This is a genomic window from Paenibacillus illinoisensis NBRC 15959, assembly GCF_004000925.1.
GTDB classification, from domain to species: Bacteria; Bacillota; Bacilli; order Paenibacillales; family Paenibacillaceae; genus Paenibacillus; species Paenibacillus illinoisensis.
The window spans coordinates 13,202-33,727 of the sequence record NZ_BIME01000018.1 but is presented as its reverse complement, the minus strand read 5'-3'; the positions used below and the strand labels follow the sequence as shown (position 1 = coordinate 33,727).

Annotated in this window: 20 protein-coding genes and 1 other annotated feature; all 20 genes read right to left on the bottom strand. The window is 47.3% G+C overall.

What is annotated here, in order from left to right:
• Nucleotides 1–13: 13 nt before the first annotated feature.
• Nucleotides 14–484: a 30S ribosomal protein S7 gene (gene rpsG, locus PIL01S_RS27700; protein WP_056697679.1), complete on the bottom strand. Its 471-nt coding sequence runs from the start codon at nt 482–484 to the stop codon at nt 14–16.
• A gap of 86 nt (nt 485–570) precedes the next feature.
• Nucleotides 571–993 carry a 30S ribosomal protein S12 gene (gene rpsL, locus PIL01S_RS27695; RefSeq protein ID WP_017692070.1) on the bottom strand — a complete coding sequence of 141 codons (423 nt, stop codon included), beginning with the start codon at nt 991–993 and terminating at the stop codon, nt 571–573.
• 154 nt (nt 994–1,147) lie between these two features.
• Nucleotides 1,148–1,396, bottom strand: coding sequence for a ribosomal L7Ae/L30e/S12e/Gadd45 family protein (locus tag PIL01S_RS27690; protein ID WP_076292165.1), 249 nt, complete (start codon nt 1,394–1,396; stop codon nt 1,148–1,150).
• Between the two features lie 203 nt (nt 1,397–1,599).
• Nucleotides 1,600–5,214, bottom strand: coding sequence for a DNA-directed RNA polymerase subunit beta' (gene rpoC, locus PIL01S_RS27685; RefSeq protein ID WP_127540937.1), 3,615 nt, complete (start codon nt 5,212–5,214; stop codon nt 1,600–1,602).
• A 112-nt stretch (nt 5,215–5,326) separates the two neighbouring features.
• On the bottom strand, nt 5,327–8,872 hold the full coding sequence (gene rpoB / locus PIL01S_RS27680) for a DNA-directed RNA polymerase subunit beta (protein WP_095293424.1): 3,546 nt from the start codon (nt 8,870–8,872) through the stop codon (nt 5,327–5,329).
• 393 nt (nt 8,873–9,265) lie between these two features.
• The gene (locus PIL01S_RS27675; RefSeq protein ID WP_127540935.1) at nt 9,266–9,883 is read right to left on the bottom strand and encodes a class I SAM-dependent methyltransferase; all 618 of its coding nucleotides are present in this window, start codon (nt 9,881–9,883) and stop codon (nt 9,266–9,268) included.
• Nucleotides 9,884–9,979: 96 nt separating this feature from the next.
• Nucleotides 9,980–10,342, bottom strand: a complete 363-nt coding sequence (rplL, locus tag PIL01S_RS27670) for a 50S ribosomal protein L7/L12 (protein ID WP_095293426.1) — start codon at nt 10,340–10,342, stop codon at nt 9,980–9,982.
• A 72-nt stretch (nt 10,343–10,414) separates the two neighbouring features.
• The gene (rplJ, locus tag PIL01S_RS27665; protein ID WP_095293427.1) at nt 10,415–10,918 is read right to left on the bottom strand and encodes a 50S ribosomal protein L10; all 504 of its coding nucleotides are present in this window, start codon (nt 10,916–10,918) and stop codon (nt 10,415–10,417) included.
• Between the two features lie 24 nt (nt 10,919–10,942).
• Nucleotides 10,943–11,089, bottom strand: a sequence feature (ribosomal protein L10 leader region).
• Nucleotides 11,090–11,156: 67 nt separating this feature from the next.
• Nucleotides 11,157–11,849: a 50S ribosomal protein L1 gene (gene rplA, locus PIL01S_RS27660; protein WP_127540933.1), complete on the bottom strand. Its 693-nt coding sequence runs from the start codon at nt 11,847–11,849 to the stop codon at nt 11,157–11,159.
• Between the two features lie 95 nt (nt 11,850–11,944).
• On the bottom strand, nt 11,945–12,370 hold the full coding sequence (gene rplK / locus PIL01S_RS27655) for a 50S ribosomal protein L11 (protein WP_053779217.1): 426 nt from the start codon (nt 12,368–12,370) through the stop codon (nt 11,945–11,947).
• Nucleotides 12,371–12,438: 68 nt separating this feature from the next.
• Nucleotides 12,439–12,972, bottom strand: a complete 534-nt coding sequence (gene nusG / locus PIL01S_RS27650; RefSeq protein ID WP_056697652.1) for a transcription termination/antitermination protein NusG — start codon at nt 12,970–12,972, stop codon at nt 12,439–12,441.
• A 22-nt stretch (nt 12,973–12,994) separates the two neighbouring features.
• Complete coding sequence (gene secE / locus PIL01S_RS27645; RefSeq protein WP_024633600.1) at nt 12,995–13,186, bottom strand: preprotein translocase subunit SecE; 192 nt, start codon at nt 13,184–13,186, stop codon at nt 12,995–12,997.
• A 21-nt stretch (nt 13,187–13,207) separates the two neighbouring features.
• A complete protein-coding gene (gene rpmG / locus PIL01S_RS27640; RefSeq protein ID WP_072735843.1) occupies nt 13,208–13,357 on the bottom strand; it encodes a 50S ribosomal protein L33 in 150 nt (49 codons plus the stop codon).
• A gap of 304 nt (nt 13,358–13,661) precedes the next feature.
• Nucleotides 13,662–14,306, bottom strand: coding sequence for an RNA polymerase sporulation sigma factor SigH (sigH, locus tag PIL01S_RS27635; protein WP_024633601.1), 645 nt, complete (start codon nt 14,304–14,306; stop codon nt 13,662–13,664).
• A 171-nt stretch (nt 14,307–14,477) separates the two neighbouring features.
• The gene (locus tag PIL01S_RS27630; protein ID WP_095293429.1) at nt 14,478–14,999 is read right to left on the bottom strand and encodes an NYN domain-containing protein; all 522 of its coding nucleotides are present in this window, start codon (nt 14,997–14,999) and stop codon (nt 14,478–14,480) included.
• Nucleotides 15,000–15,004: 5 nt separating this feature from the next.
• On the bottom strand, nt 15,005–15,751 hold the full coding sequence (gene rlmB / locus PIL01S_RS27625; protein WP_095293430.1) for a 23S rRNA (guanosine(2251)-2'-O)-methyltransferase RlmB: 747 nt from the start codon (nt 15,749–15,751) through the stop codon (nt 15,005–15,007).
• Nucleotides 15,752–15,830: 79 nt separating this feature from the next.
• Nucleotides 15,831–16,355, bottom strand: a complete 525-nt coding sequence (locus PIL01S_RS27620; RefSeq protein ID WP_127540931.1) for a Mini-ribonuclease 3 — start codon at nt 16,353–16,355, stop codon at nt 15,831–15,833.
• The gene (cysS, locus tag PIL01S_RS27615) at nt 16,352–17,752 is read right to left on the bottom strand and encodes a cysteine--tRNA ligase (RefSeq protein WP_127540929.1); all 1,401 of its coding nucleotides are present in this window, start codon (nt 17,750–17,752) and stop codon (nt 16,352–16,354) included. The genes PIL01S_RS27620 and cysS overlap by 4 nt, the downstream gene beginning before the upstream one ends.
• A gap of 27 nt (nt 17,753–17,779) precedes the next feature.
• Nucleotides 17,780–18,448, bottom strand: a complete 669-nt coding sequence (gene cysE, locus PIL01S_RS27610) for a serine O-acetyltransferase (RefSeq protein WP_127540927.1) — start codon at nt 18,446–18,448, stop codon at nt 17,780–17,782.
• 597 nt (nt 18,449–19,045) lie between these two features.
• Nucleotides 19,046–20,509, bottom strand: a complete 1,464-nt coding sequence (gltX, locus tag PIL01S_RS27605; RefSeq protein WP_127540925.1) for a glutamate--tRNA ligase — start codon at nt 20,507–20,509, stop codon at nt 19,046–19,048.
• Nucleotides 20,510–20,526: the final 17 nt, after the last annotated feature.

The following is a 20,526-nucleotide window of genomic DNA, read 5'->3' as shown; positions in this document are numbered from 1 at the left end:
TGTGAACTGAATCCTACCAACGGTAGTGAGCAAACGCTTTGTTCGCTTCAGCCATTTTGTGCGTATCTTCACGTTTCTTAACGGAAGCGCCTGTGTTGTTGGAAGCGTCGATGATCTCAGCCGCCAAACGCTCTTCCATTGTTTTCTCACCGCGGTTGCGGGAGTAGTTCACGAGCCAACGTAAACCCAAAGCAGTACGTCTCTCTGGTTTTACCTCGATTGGTACTTGGTAGTTGGCACCGCCGACACGGCGAGCTTTAACTTCCAGGACTGGCATGATATTCTTGATTGCTGTCTCAAATACTTCCATCGGGTCATTACCCGTGCGTTCTTGGATCAACTTGAACGCATTATACAGAATGCTTTGAGCAACACCGCGTTTTCCGTCGAGCATGATGCGGTTGATCAAACGAGTAACCAACTTGGAGTTGTATACCGGATCTGGCAACACGTCTCTTTTCGTAACTGGACCTTTGCGTGGCATGGATATCCCCCTTTCTTTCTTGCTAAGCTGATCCTGTACTCTGGACATTAAGCCAAAGGATATTCAGGATCGCTTCTTATAATGTGTTAGGCTTTTTTAGCTTTAGGACGTTTAGCACCGTATTTAGAACGAGCTTGCATACGGTTGTTCACGCCTGCAGTATCGAGTGCTCCACGAACGATGTGGTAACGAACCCCTGCAAGGTCCTTAACTTTACCTCCGCGAATCAATACAACACTGTGCTCTTGCAAGTTATGTCCGATACCCGGGATATAAGCAGTTACCTCGAGACGGTTCGTCAAACGAACACGGGCATATTTACGAAGTGCAGAGTTCGGTTTACGTGGAGTCATTGTACCTACACGAGTGCAGACACCACGTTTTTGTGGGGCACTGATGTTAGTAGATTCACGTTTCAAAGCGTTGAACCCTTTTTGCAATGCTGGTGATTTGGACTTTTCAACTTTAGCTTGACGTCCTTTGCGTACCAGTTGGTTAATAGTTGGCATGTGATTGCCACCCCCTTCCTCAATTGTTCATGTTTCTTTATAAACCTCTTATCGCTAAGTCCACAGACCCAGGCGGTTCATAAAAAGACAAATGAAAAGTTTTTGCCTTGGAGAATCCCTAAAAAGTTCTCGGACAAAAACGTTCCTTACCCTATCATTTTGCGACAGCAGCCATTGCTGCTCCCACTCCAATCCCGCAAGCTTTGCCGAGATTTTTCATTGTGTCCACTTTCGTGTACTTCACATTGTGTTGTTCACACAAGGCAATGATTTTGGAAGTGAGCTGCGGATCACTATCTTCGGCCACATAGACCTCAGCAGCCATTCCTGACTGGACCATCCGCATGGTCTGTTTTGTACCTATTTTGACATGAGCATCTTGCAGGCCTTTTTCATTAGACATTGTTCATTCCTCCGAATAGGACATATACAATCAGCTGCTCACGCACCTTTGATATATTAGCATCTAGCGCAAGCAATGTCAATGCTAATCGTAAAACATTTATTCAAAGTTTTCGCACATCAGGAAATGTCCGTCTGCATTAAACAGACGTCCATCCCCTGACATACAAAACTTTATATTCACCCTAAACAGGGGGAATCTATTTAATCAACGGAAACAGGCTCAAGTTCTTCAACTGAAGATTGACCATCTTCCGGCTCAGCAAATTTGATACTGCGGTAACGGTTCATACCTGTACCTGCAGGGATCAGTTTACCGATGATTACATTTTCCTTCAGACCGAGCAACTGATCGACTTTACCTTTGATCGCTGCATCTGTCAGTACACGCGTAGTCTCTTGGAACGATGCCGCAGAGAGGAAGGAGTCTGTTTCGAGAGATGCTTTTGTGATACCGAGCAAGATTGGTTTCGCAACCGCTGGCTCCTTATCACTAAGAATCGCTGTTTTGTTAGCTCTTTCGTACTCATGCGTATCCACGAACGATCCTGGCAGCAGCGTTGTATCTCCTGCATCAACGATGCGGATTTTACGCAGCATTTGACGGATCATAACTTCAACGTGTTTATCATTAATTTCTACGCCCTGGTTACGGTATACGCGTTGTACTTCCTGCAGAATGTAGTTCTGTACACCACGTACGCCTTTAATGCGCAGCATTTCTTTTGGATCGATGGAACCATCAGTCAGCTCGTCGCCTGCTTCGATCTCCATGCCTTCGCTTACGCGAACACGGGAACCGTAGGTAACGGAGTAAACTTTGGATTCCGCTTCACCTTGAATTTCGATTTCGCGACGGTCTTTTGCTTCGCGAATCTCTTTGACAATACCGTCAATCTCACTGATCGTTGCTTGACCCTTAGGATTACGAGCCTCAAACAACTCCTGGATACGCGGCAAACCTTGCGTGATATCGTCTCCGGCTACACCACCGGTGTGGAACGTACGCATTGTCAGCTGTGTTCCTGGCTCACCAATGGATTGCGCAGCGATAATACCAACTGCTTCACCGATCTCCACGTGTTTACCAGTCGCCAGGTTGCGACCGTAACATTTTTTGCAGACACCATGACGAGCACGGCAGCTGAGCACGGAGCGGATTTGCAATTTGGTTACACCTGCTTTGATGATTGCCTCTGCTTTGTCGGAGTCAATCAATTCATTGCGATGTGCAATAATTTCTTTTGTTTCCGGATGACGAACAGTTTCGAAGCAGTATCTTCCTTCGATACGGTCGTAGAGATCTTCAATAACCTCTTTACCATCCTGGATACGGCTAACCGTAAATCCTTTATCTGTACCACAATCATCTTCACGCACGATCACATCTTGTGCCACGTCTACGAGACGACGAGTCAGGTAACCTGAGTCGGCTGTACGCAAGGCCGTATCGGCCAAACCTTTACGGGCACCGTGTGTCGAGATGAAGTACTCGAGTACCGTAAGACCTTCACGGAAGTTCGATTTGATTGGGAGTTCGATGATACGACCGGACGGGTTGGCCATCAGACCACGCATACCGCCCAATTGGGTGATTTGCGATTTGTTACCCCGTGCTTTGGAGTCAACCATCATCATGATGGAGTTGTAACGATCCATCGACTTCATCAGAATCTCGGTGATATCATCTTTCGATTTAGACCAGATATCAATGATGCGGTCATAGCGCTCTTCGTTCGTAATCAGACCACGACGGTACTGGTTCGTAACGATTTGTGCTTTTTCTTCGGATTGTCTGAGGATCTCTGTTTTCTCATCTGGCACCACAACGTCCGAAACCGCAACCGTAATACCGGCACGAGTCGAGTATGTGAAACCAAGCTGTTTGATTTTATCCAGAATAACGGCTGTTTCCGTTGTATGGTAAATTTCAAAACAACGAGCGATGATTGTACCCAGATATTCCTTACCAACACCACCTGCTAGAGGTGCGTTCATGATTGCTCCTCTCAGGTCAGTCCCCTTTTCATACACAAAGAAATGCTCTGCAGTACCTTGATAAAGGTTTGCACGAGTTGCATCGTTGATGTAAGGGAAACTTGCTGGGAAGATTTCATTAAAGATGATTTTACCGACAGTTGTCAGCAACATTGCATCTTGTTGTTTTTCAGTAAAGCTAGTTTTACCCAGAGCTTTAACCGGAATCGCTACGCGTGCATGCAAGCCGGCCGTACCGCGTTGATACGCAGATACAGCTTCATTCACTGTACGCAGGATCATACCAGTACCCTTTTCTTCCTTGTTGTCCATAGTCAGGTAGTATGAACCTAGGACCATATCCTGGGAAGGGGTAACAACTGGTTTACCGTCTTTAGGGTTCAAAATGTTACCAGATGCAAGCATCAGGATACGCGCTTCCGCTTGTGCCTCAGCGGACAACGGAACGTGCACGGCCATTTGGTCACCGTCAAAGTCGGCATTGTATGCCGTACAAACGAGCGGGTGAAGACGAATGGCTTTACCTTCAACCAGAATTGGTTCAAACGCTTGAATACCGAGACGGTGAAGCGTAGGGGCACGGTTCAGCAGAACCGGATGCTCCTTGATTACTTCTTCAAGAACATCCCATACTTCAGGACTTACACGCTCTACTTTACGTTTCGCGCTCTTGATGTTGTGGGCAAGCCCTTTATTCACAAGCTCTTTCATAACGAAAGGCTTAAACAGTTCAAGTGCCATATCTTTTGGCAGACCGCACTGGTACATCTTCAGGTAAGGTCCGACAACGATAACGGAACGACCAGAATAGTCAACCCGTTTACCGAGCAAGTTTTGACGGAAACGTCCTTGTTTACCTTTCAGCATGTGGCTGAGGGATTTCAATGGACGGTTACCAGGACCCGTTACCGGGCGTCCGCGACGGCCGTTGTCGATCAATGCGTCAACAGCTTCCTGCAGCATCCGTTTTTCGTTCTGCACGATAATGTCTGGTGCGCCCAGATCAAGCAAGCGTTTCAGACGGTTGTTCCGGTTAATTACACGGCGGTACAGATCATTCAGGTCAGACGTTGCAAAACGTCCACCATCCAATTGTACCATTGGACGAAGCTCCGGCGGGATAACAGGAAGTACATCCATGATCATCCACTCAGGTTTGTTACCTGAGTTGCGGAAAGCTTCAATAACTTCCAAACGTTTGATTGCACGGTTACGACGTTGTCCTTGTGCAGTGCGGAGCTCTTCCTTCAGGAATTCAAGCTCTTTGTCTACATCAAGGTCTTGAAGCAGTTTTTTAACCGCTTCTGCACCCATGCCAGCTTGGAAACCATATCCGTATTTTTCACGGTAGCTGCGGTATTCTTTCTCGGACAACAGCTGTTTTTTCTCCAGTGGAGTTTCTCCTGGATCAGTTACTACATAAGATGCAAAATAGATAATCTCCTCAAGAGATCTTGGAGACATATCCAAAGCGAGACCCATGCGGCTCGGAATACCTTTGAAGTACCAGATGTGCGATACCGGAGCAGCGAGCTCAATATGGCCCATCCGTTCACGGCGTACTTTGGCACGTGTTACTTCAACACCACAGCGGTCACAGACAACGCCTTTATAACGAACGCGTTTGTATTTACCACAGTGACATTCCCAGTCTTTCGTAGGGCCAAAAATCTTTTCGCAGAACAGCCCTTCTTTTTCCGGTTTCAACGTACGATAGTTGATCGTTTCCGGTTTTTTCACTTCTCCGCGGGACCAAGAACGAATTTTTTCTGGGGAAGCAAGCCCGATCTTCATGTATTCGAAATTGTTGACGTCCAACAAGGAGCAACCCTCCTTAACCAATTCCTGTATTCTAGGTTACGCCTTCTCCGGCCGAAGCCGGAGCAAGACGCGAGCCTGATGAAAAACGCCGGTCATCATGCGCCCGAAGCGGTTACTCCACTCCGACCTCTGAACCCTCAAGGTTGAGGCTGAGCTTATCGCTCGCAGCGTCATCCTCATCGTCCATTTCTTTCATTTCAATCTCTTGTTCATCTTCACTCAAAATCTTAACGTCCATACCCAAGCTTTGCAGCTCTTTGATCAATACTTTGAACGATTCAGGAACACCCGGCTCCGGAACATTCTCACCTTTGACAATGGACTCATATGTTTTCACCCGACCAACAACATCATCGGACTTAACAGTCAAGATTTCTTGCAGAGTATAGGCAGCGCCGTATGCTTCAAGCGCCCAAACCTCCATCTCCCCGAAACGCTGTCCACCGAATTGGGCTTTACCACCCAGCGGCTGTTGCGTAACGAGTGAATAAGGACCTGTGGAACGGGCATGGATTTTATCATCAACCATGTGCGCCAGCTTGATCATGTGCATGACGCCGACAGTTACTTCACGTTCAAACTCTTCACCCGTACGGCCATCGTACAGAACGGTTTTACCATTACGCTGCATGCCTGCTTCTTCCATCGTATCGAAGACGTCATACTCTTTCGCTCCGTCGAATACAGGGGTAGCTACGTGGATACCGAGCTGCATAGCAGCCATACCCAAGTGAACCTCGAGCACTTGACCGATGTTCATCCGGGAAGGTACGCCCAGCGGGTTAAGAACGATTTGAACCGGTGTTCCGTCCGGCAGGAATGGCATATCTTCTTCCGGCAGGATACGAGCCACGACCCCTTTGTTACCGTGACGTCCGGCCATTTTATCACCCTCGGAGATTTTCCGTTTTTGAGCGATATAGACACGAACGAGCTGGTTAACACCTGGAGGCAGTTCATCACCGTTTTCACGGGTAAATACTTTCACGTCTACGACGATCCCGTCAGTACCGTGAGGCACACGCAAGGACGTATCACGAACTTCGCGTGCTTTCTCACCGAAGATTGCATGCAGGAGACGTTCTTCCGCAGTAAGTTCAGTTACACCTTTAGGCGTTACTTTACCAACCAGGATATCGCCAGCAGCGATTTCGGCACCAATCCGGATAATACCACGCTCATCGAGGTTACGCAGCGCTTCTTCCCCTACGTTAGGGATGTCACGTGTGATCTCTTCAGGTCCGAGCTTGGTATCACGCGCTTCTGACTCATACTCCTCGATGTGGATGGATGTGTAAACATCTTCCTTCACGAGTTTTTCACTAAGCAGAATCGCATCCTCGTAGTTGTAACCTTCCCATGTCATGAAGGCAACAACGACGTTGCGTCCCAAAGCCAATTCGCCCATTTCCGTCGAAGGACCGTCAGCGAGGATGTCGCCAGCTTTGACAACAGCACCACGTTTGACAATCGGACGTTGGTTAATGCATGTTCCTTGGTTCGAACGCATAAATTTGTGTAATTTATATTTAACGATATCGCCTTTAACTTCTTGGCCATCTACCTCTTCCACACGACGGAGCCAGATTTCATTCGCAGAAGAACGTTCAATAATCCCGTCATATTTGGAGACAATACATACACCGGAATCTTTTGCAGCTTTGTGTTCCATACCTGTTCCTACGAGCGGAGCTTTAGGAATCAAGAGAGGAACCGCCTGCCGCTGCATGTTGGATCCCATCAGTGCGCGGTTGGAGTCATCGTTCTCAAGGAATGGAATGAGCGCCGTAGCGACGGATACAACTTGTTTAGGAGATACGTCCATGTAGTCAACGCGCTCGCTCGGCATCGTAAGGATGTTATCCGATTGTTTGTTGTAACGTACAATGATCGCTTCTTCTGCAAATGTTCCATCTTCATTCAGTTTCGCGTTCGCTTGAGCGACAACGTAGTTGTCCTCTTCGTCTGCTGTCAGATAATCGATTTGCTCGGTTACGACACCAGTCTTCGGATCTACCCAGCGATATGGAGCTTCGATGAAACCATATTCGTTCACACGGGCAAATGTAGACAAGGAGTTAATCAAACCAATGTTTGGTCCCTCTGGAGTCTCGATTGGACACATCCGGCCATAGTGGGATGGATGGACGTCACGGACTTCCATGCCTGCACGCTCACGTGTCAAACCGCCCGGTCCGAGTGCGGACAGACGACGTTTATGCGTCAACTCACCCAGAGGGTTCGTTTGATCCATAAACTGTGACAATTGGGAGCTACCGAAGAACTCTTTAATGGATGCAATTACAGGACGTATGTTAATCAATGCCTGTGGCGTGATCACGTTAGCATCCTGAATGGACATTCTCTCACGAACAACACGTTCCATACGGGACAAACCGATACGGAACTGGTTTTGCAAGAGTTCACCAACCGAACGCAGACGACGGTTACCCAGGTGATCGATATCATCTGTGCTTCCGATGCCGTGCAGAAGGTTAATGAAATAACTGATTGAAGAAATGATGTCTGCCGGTGTTACGTTCTTCACTGATTTATCAATGTTAGCATTGGCAATCAGCTTAACGACTTTACCATCTTCAATCGGCGAGAACACGTCAATCGTTTGCATTGGAATATCATTCGCATCCAGAACTCCGTTAGCTACGTGATACGTACGGAAGCCAACACTCTTCTCCAGATAAGGCATGATTTCATCGAGCAAACGACGGTCAACCATTTGACCTGCTTCGGCGATAATTTCGCCAGTTTCAGTATCAACGAGAGACTCAGCCAAACGTTGATTGAACAAACGGTTTTTGATGTGGAGCTTTTTGTTGATTTTGTAACGACCTACGTTAGCTAGGTCATAGCGTTTTGGATCAAAGAAACGAGCTACGAGCAAGCTTTTCGCGTTATCCAGCGTTGGTGGCTCGCCCGGACGAAGACGCTCATAAATTTCAATCAGCGCTTTCTCCGTGGAATCCGTATTGTCTTTGTCCAGCGTGTTGCGAATATATTCGTCATTACCGAGCAGATCCAGAATCTCAGCGTCTGTGCCAAAACCAAGAGCACGCAGGAGAACCGTAACTGGAATTTTACGTGTACGGTCGATCCGGACGTATACGACATCCTTCGCGTCCATCTCCAATTCGAGCCAAGCGCCGCGGTTAGGAATAACTGTAGCGGTATACGTTTTTTTGGCGTTCTTATCTACTTTGGTACTGAAGTAAACGCTAGGAGAGCGAACCAACTGGCTGACAATAACCCGTTCCGCACCATTAATAATAAATGTGCCGGTTTCGGTCATCAGCGGGAAATCTCCCATGAATACTTCCTGCTCTTTGACTTCGCCGGTTTCCTTATTAATGAGCCGGACTTTGACCCGAAGCGGTGCTGCATAAGTAACGTCACGCTCTTTCGCGTCGTCTACTGTATACTTCGGTTCACCGAGACTGTAATCGATAAATTCCAAAATCAAGTTGCCTGTAAAATCCTGGATCGGCGAGATATCTTGGAACATTTCGCGCAACCCTTCCTCCAAAAACCAATCGTAAGATTTTTGTTGGATCTCAATCAGGTTCGGAACTTCGAGTATCTCGTTAATTCGTGCATAACTGCGCCGAGTGCGTCGACCATATTGAACAAGATGTCCTGCCAACTTAAACTCACCCCTCAATGTCTACTCACTTTAAAAATTTCGTTGCGAACCTCTGTTTGTAACCTTATAATGGTACACATACAGAGCAAAGCAATGCATCCACAAATAAAGAAAAGCCCTTACTCGAATGTCGTTCGAAAAAAGAGCAACTTTGATCGGCGGATGTCTTCCAAAATCATACTTATCCCCAGTTTGCCCAAAATGTACATATTATACGCCAAACGTAGGCATAATAAGCCCGTTCGGCGTAAAAAAAGATTGACATTTTTAGTTAGCTAAAGCCAAGTAGGGCATCTTAATACTGACATTTTACAATAATACCACGACCTGAATTTCAAGTCAATAGTCCTATTGCAAAAAAAATGCTCCCCTGCTTACTTTACAAATCGGAAACTATCCTTCGGACGAGTCCTCCGTTTTCACCGCTTTGAAAATCCGGTAGCCTTTATCTTTCGTTACTTCTTCCACTCTGCCAAACAAGGATTCCAGCTTCGCTTTTGCCGAAGGAGCCCCTTGCTTTTTCTGAATGACAATCCACAACGAACCACCTACCTTCAGATGCTGATGCGCCTGTTCAAAAATGGTATGAACGGTTTCCTTCCCTGCTCGAATCGGCGGGTTGGTTAGAACTGCGTCAAAGTCCCTCTGGTTCACTTCAGAAAGTAGATTACTTTGTAATACCGTTACATTCGTGATTCCATTTGCTTTTGCATTTTCTCTGGAAAGCTCAACCGCTCTCTCGTTGATATCGATCATGGTGACATGTCCTTCGGGTACAAGCTTGGCTGCCGTAAGACCAATTGGTCCATACCCGCAACCCACATCCAGAACATGAGCCCCAGCAGTTAACTCTACTGCATCAATCAGTACTCTGCTGCCGTAATCGATTCCGCTCTTGGAAAATACACCTGCATCGGTAACGAATCGCAATTTCCATCCACGAAGCTCCGCTTCCGTTGCCCGTCTGTCATGTGCGACCTGCGGTTTGTCCGAATAATAATGATTGGACATGTCCTCACTCACTTTCCATATACAATTACAGCAACAAACCCCTTGATATAAGTCAAGGGGTTTGTTGTTTTGTTCATTTAGCTTGTAAAAGCCAAATTATTTAACTTCGATTGTAGCGCCTGCTTCTTCCAATTTAGCTTTGATGGATTCAGCTTCTTCTTTGCTAACTTTTTCTTTCAATGCTTTTGGAGCATTGTCAACTACTTCTTTAGCTTCTTTCAGGCCAAGACCTGTGATTTCACGAACTGCTTTGATAACGTTGATTTTGGAAGCGCCAGCGCTTGCCAAGATTACGTCGAACTCGGATTGCTCAGCTTCTGCTGCAGCAGCTCCGCCACCTGCAACAGCTACTGGAGCTGCAGCAGTTACGCCGAATTCTTCTTCGATTGCTTTAACAAGATCGTTCAGTTCCAGTACAGTCATGCCTTTGATTGCTTCCAAGATTTGCTCTTTACTCATGATTGAACCTCCATATATAATTTTATTTTTTTGTCATTCAATGCTGCCTAAGCAGCGATCAGATCAAGTAGCTTACGCGCCTTGTTCTTCTTTTTCCGCAACAGCTTTAACCGCAAGCGCGAAGTTGCGCACTGGCGCTTGAAGCACGCTGAGGAGCATGGAGAGGAGACCTTCGCGGGATGGCAGTTCTGCCAATGCCTTAACTTCTTCTACTCCGATTACACGACCTTCAACAACTGCACCTTTCAATTCCAGTGCGTCGTTCTTTTTAGCGAAGTCGTTCAGAATTTTGGCTGGAGCCACAGCATCTTCGGCGCTGAATGCAATTGCAGTAGGACCTGTAAGAACGCTATCGAGTTCTGTCAGTTCTGCTGCAGCAGTCGCACGGCGAAGCAATGTGTTTTTCAGCACTTGGAATTCGATTCCGGCTTCACGAAGCTGCTTACGCAGCTCAGTTACTTGGGCAACGTTCAGACCGCGATAGTCAACAACAACTGTCGTAGCGCTCTCGCGCAATTTCGCTGTTACTGCATCAACGGACTCTTGTTTTGCTTGAATCACTTTTGCGTTTGCCAAACTGTACACCTCCTGATCAAATTTATCCCATTAAGAAAAGCCTCCGTAGAATCACGAAGGCTTGATATATACTCATCATCGATTTACATCGTTCTAAGTTCTATAATCATACCTCGGTAGGAAATTAAGCCTGATGGCACCTACTGTCTACGGCAAGCATATTCAAATGTCAACGGTCAGTCACTCGGACTCACAACTTTTATATCATATCAAAACAGAACAAGTCTGTCAACAGATATTATCTAAAAGATGCTGCGTTCACGCGTGCGCCAGGGCCCATCGTGGAAGAAAGAGAAACATTCTTCAGATAAACACCTTTTGCTGCCGCCGGTTTAGCACGGTTCAGAGCGTCCATGAGAGCTTTCAAGTTCTCGTTCAGTTGCTCTGCAGAGAAAGATGCTTTACCGATCGGTGCATGAATTTGACCTGCACGATCCAGACGATATTCGATTTTACCGGCTTTGATTTCTTGAACAGCCTTAGTTACATCGAAAGTTACCGTTCCGGCTTTAGGGTTAGGCATCAGACCTTTACCGCCGAGCAGTCGGCCCAATTTACCTACTTCACTCATCATATCTGGTGTCGCTACGCAGACGTCGAATTCGAACCAGCCTTGTTGGATTTTGTTGATCATGTCTGCATCACCAACATAGTCCGCGCCAGCCGCTTCCGCTTCTTTCGCTTTGTCACCTTTTGCAAATACCAATACGCGTTGTGTTTTACCTGTGCCGTGTGGCAAGACAACTACACCACGTACAGCCTGGTCTTGCTTACGTGGGTCAACGCCCAAGCGTACTGCTGCTTCGATTGTTTCATCGAATTTTGCAGTGGCTGCCTTTTTCACAAGCTCTACAGCTTCTGAAGGCTCGTAAGTTGCTTCGCTGTCGATCAGCTTAGCAGCTTCCAGGTATTTTTTACCGTGTTTAGCCATGTTATATTCCTCCTTTGTGGTTTTAGCGGATATACCTCCCACATCAACCGGCCGCGAATCGGCCGGCTTTACGAAGCCATGTTTCAGATGAAAAATTAGTCTTCGATGGTGATACCCATGCTACGGGCAGTACCTTCGACCATACGCATTGCGGACTCAACGTTCGCTGCATTCAGGTCAGGCATTTTTTGTTCTGCGATTTGACGTACCGCATCACGTTTAACAGTAGCAACTTTTTTCTTATTCGGTTCGCCGGATCCTTTTTCCACTTTAGCTGCCACTTTCAACAGAACTGCTGCTGGTGGAGTTTTAGTGATGAAAGTAAAGGAACGGTCCTCGAATACTGTGATTTCAACAGGAATAATCAATCCCGCTTGATCGGCTGTACGAGCGTTGAACTCTTTACAGAATGCCATGATGTTGACACCTGCTTGACCCAAAGCTGGACCTACCGGAGGCGCTGGATTCGCTTTACCTGCTGGAATTTGCAGTTTTACCATTTTGATTACCTTTTTTGCCATGATTGACACCTCCTTGCAAAATAGTGGTTAACGAACCTTTCGGTCCTCCCACAAGAAACTTGAAGAGACTATATCTTCTCCACTTGTGTATATTCCAACTCAAGCGGCGTTTCCCGTCCAAACATGTTCACATGCACTTTCAACTTGCTTTTGTCTACCAAAATTTCTTCCACGGAGCCCACAAAATTCGCAAAAGGACCAACTTTAATTCGTACGGATTCCTTAATGTCGAATTCAATTTTCGGCTTCGGCTCAACCATACCCATGTGCTTCAGAATTTGTTCCACTTCTTCAGGCAACAGAGCAGTTGGTTTGGACCCGGAACCTGTCGAACCGACAAATCCCGTAACACCCGGTGTATTGCGAACAACATACCAAGAGTCATCCGTTTGGATCATTTCCACCAAGACATAGCCGGGGTAAACTTTACGCATAACGGTCTTTTTCTTACCGTCCTTGTTTACCACTTCTTCTTCCATAGGAACAAGAACGCGGAATATCTTGTCTTCCATGCCCATGGACTCTACGCGTTTTTCCAAATTGGCTTTGACCTTATTCTCATACCCTGAGTAGGTATGAACGACGTACCATCTTTTTTCCATATCAAGCCACCTGGGACCCTTCTTAAATAATCGCTTCGATCACAGCGGAGATGCCGATATCAACGACCCAAAAAAACAGCGTCATAACCACAACAGTACCAAGAACGATCAATGTGTAGTTGGTCAGCTCTTTACGATTAGGCCAGCGAACTTTTTTAAGTTCAGCCCAGCTTTCTGAGAAAAAGGAAATCAGAGATTTGAAACTACGTTTCACGCCGACTACACCTCCCAAAAACTATCTGGTTTCGCGATGAGAAGTCTGCTCGTTACAAAACTTGCAAAATTTCTTCATCTCCATGCGGTCGGGGTGATTACGCTTGTTTTTTGTCGTAGTGTAATTTCTTTGTTTGCAGTTTGTACAAGCCAAAGTAATAATTACCCGCATGATGTACACCTCCCGAAGACTTCCACTTTAAAGCAGAGTCTCTAAATTGATCCTAAAAAAAAGCCGCGAATTTAGGCCTACCTAAAACACTTTATCATAAGGGTATAACCATGTCAATGAAAGAATAGCCTTTCATCACTGGTAAAAGTTCCGTTCGAAAAACGTGTAGTTCGGGCGTCTCTGATTTTTCTCTTCTCCTGCTTGGACCAAGCGATTACTAGTATTATCAAACTTTTGACTTATAAACTTAGAGCAGCAAAAAAAGACTCAAACTCCGAGCCTTTTCCGTCAACAGCAACATTGTTCAATTATCTCGAACTTCCAGGTACTTTTCAAGTTTGCGCTTCACGCGCTGCAGTGCATTATCAATGGACTTCACATGCCGGTCCAAATCTACTGCAATCTCTTGATAAGATCTCCCGTCCAGATACAACATCAATACTTTTCGTTCCAAGTCACTTAGAATCTCCGACATCTTATCTTCCAGACCCACAAACTCTTCCTGGTTAATGATAAGCTCTTCCGGATCACTGACCTGGGTTCCACAAATCACATCGAGTAACGTACGATCGGATTCTTCATCATAGATTGGCTTGTCCAACGATACATAGGAATTAAGCGGAATATGTTTCTGACGTGTTGCCGTCTTGATTGCCGTAATAATCTGTCTGGTGATACACAGCTCGGCAAAAGCTTTGAACGAAGCCAGTTTGTCTCCCTTAAAATCGCGAATGGATTTGTAGAGACCAATCATTCCTTCCTGAATGATATCTTCCCGGTCTGCCCCAATCAGAAAATAAGATCTTGCCTTGGCGCGTACAAAGTTGCGATATTTGTTAATCAAAAACTCCAGCGCTTCGCTCTCACCTTCACGGACCGCTTCGACAATGTCTTCGTCACTTTGGTAATCATACTTTGATAACATGATATCTTTGAGGTCGACACTCACAGACAATCCCTCCGGCTGCAACGCAAGGTACACCGTTACTCTACTCTATGAAATATACGAACAGTATATATGATGGCACCTCACACCGTCAACCACGCTATCCCTAAAAAAGAACATCAATAACATAATTGTCAAGACTTTCAAGATTGAAATATTTGTAAAACAGTTCCCCTATTCACGCCGCCAGCGCTCAAATTGCTTCAACACATCCGGGCTAAGCTTGGCTCCCAGTGTATTGCGTGTGGACTTGGCCTGATCCTCCTCCAGACGTTTCTGCAATTCTTTCTCATTCTGCTCCACTTCGATCAGCAGTTCCCTGGCAGATACACGTAATGCTCCCTGTCCAAAAATGACATGCTGTTCTACCATATCACTTGTGGCTACATAGATTTGGCGTCTCCGCGAGCTTAGTTCCCGTACGAGTCTCTCAATGCATTCGTCAGCCGTCTCTTTTTCCTTGGTAAAATAGATCTGTACTTTGCTCTGTGTGTATGTTTTACCAAGTCCGGGTACGAGATAGGCATCAAAAACAACGATGACCTTGCGACCGGAGAACGCCTGATAGTCGGCAAGACGGAAGAGAAGACGATTCCGCGCCTCCTCGAGCCCACTCTCTGCCAGTCTGGACAGTTCTGGCCAGTCACCAATCATGTTATACCCGTCTACCAGAAGCACATCCCGGGAATCAGCCATACCATCTATCCCTGTGCTTGGCGCGAACGAAGCACTTCGTACATGACAACACCCGCCGCCACGGAAGCATTCAGGGAGTTAATCTGTCCCTGCATCGGCAATTTGACCAGTACATCACACTTCTCACGAATTAGTCGGCCCATACCTTTGTTTTCGTTCCCGATAACCAGGGCTACCGGTCCTGTGAATACACCATTGCCAAATACCGGCTCACGTGCAGTCACATCCGTACCCACAACCCACACGCCCTCTTCCTTGAGACGATCAATCGTCTGAGCCAGGTTACTAACCCTAGCAACCGGTACATATTCAGCCGCACCTGCAGAAGTTTTTGACACTGTTGCAGTCACTGATGCTGAACGCCGCTTAGGGACAATAACACCGTGTGCCCCCGTGCAGTCAGCTGTCCGCAGAATGGAACCCAGGTTATGCGGATCTTCAATTTCGTCCAGCAAAATCAAAAACGGATGCTCATTCTTCGATTTTGCCGCTTCCAAAATATCCTCTACCTCAGCATAAGCATAAGGGGCCGCTTGCGCGACAACACCCTGATGCTGAATGCCCGGCACAGTTTGATCCAATTTGCGCTTGTCCACATGCTGAATTACGATACCGAGTTTTTTGGCTTCCGCGATAATTGGTTGGGTCAAGTGTTTCTGTGCTGTATCAGCGATCCATATTTTGTTGATGGTCCGGCCTGAACGCAGCGCCTCCGTCACGGAGTGCTTACCAGCAATCCATTCTTCTTCCATATTGCTTCGGTCCTCTCTATTACGTCCTGCATATACCTCCTAGTTGGCTTGTACCACAGGAACGACTAAGTTGTTATTTTTATTTTTTGTTTGGTGGCGGTGATTGCTGTTCTGCACGCTCAATTCCCTGCGTAATCAGTTGGATCATGCGCTCATGCCGACCACTACTGTACAGGTAACCTACAAGGCACTCTAGAGCAGTGGCATGTCTGTATTCCAGCACATCGGCGTTCTTGGGAATACTGCCCGACTTCGCATTCCGCCCCTGTCTTACAACGTCGCGCTCTTCTTCGGTCAATTGTTCCTCGATCCCTGTAAGGATACGACTCTGTGCCTTGGCTGATACAAGACCCGTCGCACTGCGATGCAAGTGATTCGGACGCATATTGGCTTTGGACAACAGATACTGCCTTACCGCTACCTCATACACTGCATCACCGATATAGGCGAGTGCAATCGGAGGAATCAATCTTGCAGGCCGGGAAGGCGGGTACGGAAACCACCCTCCCTGTGCCACAGCCTCTGTCTGTTCTTCAGCAGGCCGTTCCCCCTGCTCCGAATGATCGACAGAATCAGACAAATTTTTCAACTGGTCCTCGTTCATTTGCGCCGCCATCTCATCCCTTGAGCCGTATCTTCAAGCAGGATGCCCTGCGCTGACAATTCGTCTCTAATTTCATCAGCCCGTGCCCAGTTCTTGGACTTGCGCGCTTCCGTACGCTCTTCAATCAGGCGTTCAATCTCTTCATCCAGGAGCTCCGGTTCTGCTTCCGTATAAATGCGAAGCACCGCATTCAACTCACCAAACAGCTCAAGCAATGCACGAATTTCCGCAGCGTTTACAACTTCTTTTTGCAGCAGCTGGTTTGCTTCCGCAGCCCATTCGAACAATGCGGTAATGGCATCCGGAGTATTGAAATCATCCTGCATTTTCTCGTGATAGTGCTGGCGAATCTGCTCCAGTTTAGCAGCGAACTCCGCTGTAATATCCTGATCTACTGTTACTGCCTGCAAACGATGCTTCAGATTACCAACGGCATTCGCGATCCGATCCACACTGTTTTGCGCTTGCTCCATTGTATCTTCGGTAAAGTTAAGCGGATTGCGGTAATGTGTCGACAGCATGAAATAACGAATGGCTTCACGTTTGTACTGGGTTCGAAGGTCTTTTACAAGCACTCCGTTACCGAGTGATTTCGACATTTTTTCGTTATCGATACGGATAAATCCGTTATGCATCCAGTAGTTGGCAAGCGGTTTGCCCGTCAGCACCTCGGATTGTGCGCATTCGCACTCATGGTGAGGGAACTGCAGATCCTGTCCACCTCCATGGATATCGAGCGTATCTCCCAGGTATTCACGCGCCATAGCAGAGCATTCGATATGCCAGCCCGGACGACCATTGCCCCAAGGACTGGACCAGTAGATCTCACCTGGTTTAGCTGCTTTCCAGAGCACGAAATCTTCGGGATGTTCTTTGCGCTCATCTACACCAATCCGGATACCGAACTGCAATTCCTGCAGATTCTGCTTCGACAGCTTGCCGTACTCTTCGAATTTGCCTGTGCGGTAATATACGTCCCCACCATTTTCGTAAGCAAAGCCTTTTTCAACCAACTCACGGATAAAATCGATAATGAGCGGCATATTCTCTGTAACTCTCGGGTTGCTGCTGGCTTTGGGAATCCCCAATCCCTCAAGATCCTCGTAGTACGCAGCAATAAACTTCTCCGCAACATGAGGAACGTCAGTACCCAGCTGTTCGGCTTTGCGAATTAATTTATCATCAACATCGGTGAAGTTAACAACGTAGTTTACTTCATGTCCTGTCTGTTCCAAGTAACCGCGAACGGTGTCGAAAAAAATAACCGGACGTGCATTCCCGATATGAATGTAATCATACACTGTCGGTCCGCACACATACATTTTTACCTTCCCCGGTTCTTGGGGAACGAAATTCTCTTTGGTACGACTCATCGTATTGTAAATTTGAAGCGTCATGGTCACTTTCCTTTCATTCATACTTCCCTATTTATTTATTGTATCACGCGAAGTCTCATTCTTACGGCTATCCTGTAGTGTACGCACTTCTTCACGCAATCGTTCGATCTCTTGCTGCATACTGCGCAGAGAGTCAATGACCGGATCGGGCAGCTGCTGATTCAGACGATCCACCCGGCGTCCGTCCTGCTTGACGATTCTCCCCGGTATGCCTACAACCGTACTGTTGGATGGCACTTCTTTCAATACGACCGAGTTGGCTCCAATGTTACATTGATCACCAACGCTGAATGAACCGAGCACTTTGGCTCCCGATGAGATAACCACATTATTGCCAATCGTCGGGTGTCTCTTTCCTTTTTCTTTCCCTGTTCCGCCAAGTGTAACCCCCTGGTAAATAACAACATCATCGCCTATCTCACAGGTTTCACCAATAACTACACCCATTCCATGGTCAATAAAAAGCCGATTTCCTATGGTCGCTCCAGGGTGAATCTCGATTCCTGTCATAAAACGGCTGATCTGCGAGATGAAACGGGCAACCGAGAACCATTTCCGTTTATAGAAAAAGTGCGCGATCCGGTGAGCCCATATGGCATGCAGCCCCGAATAGGTAAATACAACCTCGAACCATCCCCGGGCAGCCGGATCGTTTTCAAACACCGCCTGGATATCTGATCTGATCTTCTTGAACATGCTCGTTCCCCTCTTGTTCAGGTCTTCGTCCTCCGGCATACCGGACGGCGCAGCCCTCTTGGTAGTGTACTGCTGACTCGCCCCAAACAAAAAACGCCTCTGCAGCATAATGCTGCAGAGGCGTTAATCGCGGTCCCACTCTGCTCGGCCCAAACTTATGTATCAGAATTAGACAGTCAGCGAATGGCTGCCACCTCTTCCGACAAATAAGAATAAACCCTCAAGCGGTTCGGTAACGGAAACCAACCGTCACAACCTATCCTGACGTTTTCCTCTCCTACACATACAAGAGGCGGGGCCGGATTCGGCTATGCAGCTCACGGGCGCATTTCGACCGACGGACAGTGGATGGCTCACAGCCACCACAGCCAAAGAAATTCATTCTTCGCTGCGGGACCATCCTCTCTGGAACTGTCCGGTTCGGTTTACTCCTCCCGGTCTTTGCTGTTCTATGATGAATGCTGAAACATGTCATTTAACCTTTGTGTTGCTATTATAGCGAAAAGGTACTGGACTGACAACAACCTTGCAATAACTTCATCCCAGGCGATACCGACCCTTACCCGCAACAGTACCAGGATCTACAGCGCTCCAAGATTACGCGCCTTTCACCTGTGCATGCAGACGCTCAACAACTGTATCCCGGCCGAGCAGAACAATCGTCTGATTCAGGTCACGTCCATGGGTCTGTCCAGTCAGTGCTACACGAATAGGCATAAAGAGCTGCTTGCCTTTAAATCCGGTTTCCTTCTGTACTTCCTTAATCAATGCGGCCATTTTACTTGGGGTAAACTCTTCACTCGCCTGAACTTTATCGGCAAAGGCCTTCAGAACCGTTGGTACCTGCTCTTCTCCAAGCACGGCGGTCGCTTCTGCATCCAGCTCCAGATGGGAGCGGAAGAATACTTCGGACAGTTCCACAATGTCGGAGGCTGCAGTCATTTGCTCCTGGTACAGATGAACGAGTGTATACGCCCATTCCTTCTGCTCAGGGGACAGCTCAGCTGCGATACGTCCTGCCTTTTGCAGATGCGGAATCGCCATTTCAGCAATACGATCCGGGTCTGCATGTTTAATATAGTGATTGTTCAAGTGTGCCAGCTTATGCGTATCAAATACAGCCGGGCTCTTGGACAAACGTTTGGTATCAAAGATGGAGATCAACTGTTCCTGCGAGAAGATCTCTTCTTCCCCTTCAGGCGACCAGCCAAGCAGGGAAATGAAGTTGAACATCGCCTCTGGCAAGTAGCCGAGCTGATCATATTGTTCGATAAACTGAATGACGGACTCATCACGTTTACTCAGCTTCTTGTGATTTTCATTCACGATTAGGGTCATATGACCGAATTGCGGCGGCTCCCAGCCGAGCGCTTCATAGATCATCAGCTGACGCGGCGTGTTGGAGATGTGATCTTCCCCGCGGAGAACGTGGGAGATTTTCATCAGGTGATCATCCACTGCAACGGCATAGTTGTACGTGGGAATGCCGTCTTTTTTCACAATGACGAAGTCACCGGATTCCTTGCTGTTAAATGAAATGGTGCCTTTAACCATGTCATCGAACGTATATGTGCGCTCTTCCGGTACACGGAAACGAATGCTCGCAACGCGGCCTTCCGCTTCAAAAGCACTGATTTGCTCTGGTGTCAGGTCCCGGTGTTTGCCCGAATAACGCGGCGTTTCTCCACGTGCCGTTTGCTCCTCGCGCTCTTGCTCCAGCTCTTCTTCCGTGCAGAAGCAGCGGTAAGCCAGACCTTTATCCAGCAGCTCCTGGGTGTATTTGCGGTAAATATCCAAACGTTCCGTCTGACGGTAAGGTCCGTATTCCCCGCCTACATCAATGCTCTCATCCCACTCGATTCCAAGCCATTTCAAATATTTAAGCTGGCTTTCCTCGCCACCCGCAATGTTCCGTTTTACGTCAGTATCCTCAATACGAATGATAAATTTCCCGTTATTATGCTTGGCATACAAGTAGTTAAAGAGCGCCGTACGGGCATTCCCGATATGCAGGTGTCCCGTTGGACTCGGCGCGTAACGCACACGAACTTCTGTGCTCATAAAAGATCCCCTCCGTA